3 protein-coding genes are annotated in these 3,106 nt (G+C 66.6%); all 3 read right to left on the bottom strand.

Annotated features, from left to right (window positions below):
* Window positions 1–8: 8 nt before the first annotated feature.
* Complete coding sequence (locus tag HKK72_RS38005; RefSeq protein ID WP_187239225.1) at window positions 9–566, bottom strand: DoxX family membrane protein; 558 nt, start codon at window positions 564–566, stop codon at window positions 9–11.
* A 195-nt stretch (window positions 567–761) separates the two neighbouring features.
* Entirely contained in the window at window positions 762–2,519 is a 1,758-nt protein-coding gene (locus tag HKK72_RS38010; protein WP_187239227.1) for a GAF domain-containing protein, read from the bottom strand.
* 331 nt (window positions 2,520–2,850) lie between these two features.
* A partial coding sequence (locus HKK72_RS38015) for a phosphatase PAP2 family protein (RefSeq protein ID WP_187239226.1) occupies window positions 2,851–3,106 on the bottom strand: 256 nt, incomplete at its 5' end.

The following is a 3,106-nucleotide window of genomic DNA, read 5'->3' on the forward strand; positions in this document are numbered from 1 at the left end:
CCGGGTGGTCACTTCAGTACGGGGAACCGTTGGACCAGGCTGGTCTGAGCCCACCAGCGGCCGAGCCCGAGCGTGTCGCCCGCGTGGACGAGTGCGAGGCCGACGACGAGCAGTGCGTAGATGAGGTGGTCGTCCATGAAGACGTTGTTCTCGGGTGGGAGGACGACGCTCCACATCATGACGAGCATGACCGCGCCCGCCGCGGCGGCGAGTCGGATGCCGATGCCGAGAATCAGTGCGGTGCCGATGCCCGCGAGTCCGAGCATGAACAGCCAGTCGGCCCACGCGGTACCCGCGATGTCGTTGTAGAAGCCCTTGAAAGGACCGGCCGCCGCGGACTTCAGGAAGCCCATCGTCGGGTGACCACCGTTGATCCACGCCTGCTTGTCAGTGGTCTCGTGCCCGAGGCCGAACAGCTTGTCCACGAACGCCCAGAGGAACACAAAGCCCAGCGACAGCCGGGCAAGGGCCCACACGATACGGGCGGCAGGTGACTCGGTCGCCGGCTTTCCGTGCGTCGAGGGGATGCGGTGGCCGGTTTCGGGCCGGGGGTTGGCGACTACCATTCGTCTCACCTCTTCCGTGCGCCGGAGCGGTTCCGGCTGCCTTTACCCAACGCCATACGGCGTGGGCGGCTCAGAGGCGAAAGCAGGAGTGCGCACGGGACCTTGGTCCTGGCTCGGTCGGCGAGGTGCAACAGTCTTGGCGGCCATCACCGCAGGCTTCTCCCGAGCATGCAGGTGAGCGTGTTCGCCGGGTTGCTAGGCGTCGGCCGGTTGGAGCGGCACCCGCCACTCGAGGATGGTTCCGCCGGACTCACGAGCCCGTGCCTCGAAGTCGCCGCCCAGGCTCTTCGCGCGGTCGGCCATATTCCTGAGGCCGCTGCGTCGCCCTCCCTCGGGGATGCCCACGCCGTCATCGGCGACCCGCAGCAACAGATCAGAGCCGGCGACGACGGTGACGTCGACCCGGGTGGCGTGAGCGTGACGTGCCACGTTGGACAGCGCCTCCTGCAGGACGGCGACCAAATGCTCACCCGTGACCTCGTCGACGGCGGTGTCCAGCAGCCCATCCAGCCGCACGGCGGGAGCGAAACCCAGGCTCTCGGCCGCACTGTCGATGACGCCGTACAACCGCGACCGCAACGTCTGTTCAGAATCCGGCGAGGCCTGCAAAGCGAAGATGGTCGAGCGGATCTGCCGGATCGTGTCATCCAGGTCATCGACCGCACGCTGCACACGGACCGCGACGTCCCGCTTCTGAGTGATCTTGATGGCGCTCATGAGCATCATCGCGATCGCGAACAGCCGCTGGATCACGGTGTCGTGCAGGTCCTTGGCGATCCGATCGCGGTCTTCCAAAACGACCAGCCGCTCGTGGTCTCGCCGTCGCCCGGCGAGTTCCAGCGCGATCGCCGCCTGCGCGGCGAACGTCTCCAACAGCCGCCGAACCGGATCTCCGAACCCCGGCCTGCCAGGCCCGTTGGCGACCGACAACACCCCGAGCGCGGCCGCCCCCACTCCGAGCGGCACCAACAACGCCGACTGCACAGGGGCGCGTGACAGCGGCCCGGACTCGCGCGCCACCTCCTCGGCGCCCCGCAGAGCCATGGAAGAACCACTGCGGAAGACCTCCCCGGCGATCCCTTCATCGAGCCGTTCCCTCAGCTGATCCACTACCTCGGCATGCCGGCCGTCGGCCGCACGGACGACGAGTTCGTCCGGAATCTCCCCTATCAAGGCCACCGTCGCCAGGTCGGCGTCGCAGATCTCCCGAGCGCGCCGCACGACCAGGTCGAGAACCTCCCCCGGCTCGGTGCCCGACAAAAGAGCCGTCGTCACCTCCGCAGACGCCTCCAGCCACCGTTCACGACGCCTGGCATCCTGATACAGCCGGGCGTTCTCAATGGCCACACCCGCCGCAGTCGCCAGCGCCGACACAACATGCTCATCGTCGTCGTCGAACTCCTCACCACCGGTCTTCTCGGTCAGGTAGAGATTGCCGAACACCTCATCACGCACCCGGATCGGCACACCGAGGAAACGCCGCATCGGCGGATGGTCGTCCGGGAATCCGAAAGACTCCGGATGCGCGGAAAGATCCGCAAGGCGGATCGGCCGCGGATCCTTGATCAGCAGGCCGAGGATGCCCAGGCCATGCGGCCAATGCTCCAAAGCATCGATCTGCTCCTGGGTCACACCGACCGTGATGAACTGGCTCAAACGGTCACTCTCACCGATCACGCCGAGCGCCCCGTACCTGGCGTCCACCAGTGTGGTGGCGGCCTCGACGATGCGACGCAGCACGACCTCCAGATCGAGATCGCCGCCGATGGACACGATCGCCTCGATCAGCCCCCGAACGCGATCCCGAGTGGTCACGACGGTCGCGAGCCGGCCTTGCAGCTCAGTGAGCAGATCATCGAGTTGCAACTGCGGCAGCACCAGGTGAGCGCGATCCACGCTTGGCCGGTTCTCAGGAGGCACGGGGGTCGTCCCTTCGGGAGTGCGGCTTCCCATCATCGTGCAATCAGTCGGCAATGGCAGCCTTGGGCGGTCTCGTAGACCTTGCAACCGGGATGACCGCTGCTGCGCACTATCAACATTGGCGACGGGCTCGGTACTCCTCAGCGCGCTGCGCAGGTCGTCCAGGAACCGCGGGGTCCCAATCTCCGCCTCGATCGCAGCGACGGTCAAGCCGTCTGATCCGGCGGTCCGGGCCCCGGAGTTGCCCGCGACCCGGTCCCACGCCACCAAGAGCATCGCCGGGTCGTGCACGAGGTTGAACAGGTTGACCGAGCTGAGCCCAGAACTGCGCCGGGCATATCCCTTATCGGCCTGGGAGAGGCACTCAATCCCGAGCACGCCGGCGCTCGGCGAGTTGGCCCCACGCTGATACGACAGCGATGGAGACGACCAGCAGCACGGCGCTTCCGGCGATGTCGAGCACGTAGTGGTTCACCGTGCTGAGCACGACTGTCGCCATACCCAGCGGAAAGATCCACGACAGCGACGCCGATCGCGGATGGGAGGTCCGCAGCGCATACCACACGGCATACGCACACCACAACGACCACCCCACGTGCATGCTGGGCATAGCCGAATAC

Source organism: Actinomadura sp. HBU206391 (assembly GCF_014323665.1).
In the GTDB taxonomy this organism is placed as follows: Bacteria; Actinomycetota; Actinomycetes; order Streptosporangiales; family Streptosporangiaceae; genus Actinomadura_C.

What these genes read in the sequence shown, in the direction of transcription:
- HKK72_RS38005 (WP_187239225.1), bottom strand. Translation starts at nt 566, where the DNA reads ATGGTAGTCGCCAACCCCCGGCCCGAAACCGGCCACCGCATCCCCTCG.
- HKK72_RS38010 (WP_187239227.1), bottom strand. Translation starts at nt 2,519, where the DNA reads ATGGGAAGCCGCACTCCCGAAGGGACGACCCCCGTGCCTCCTGAGAAC.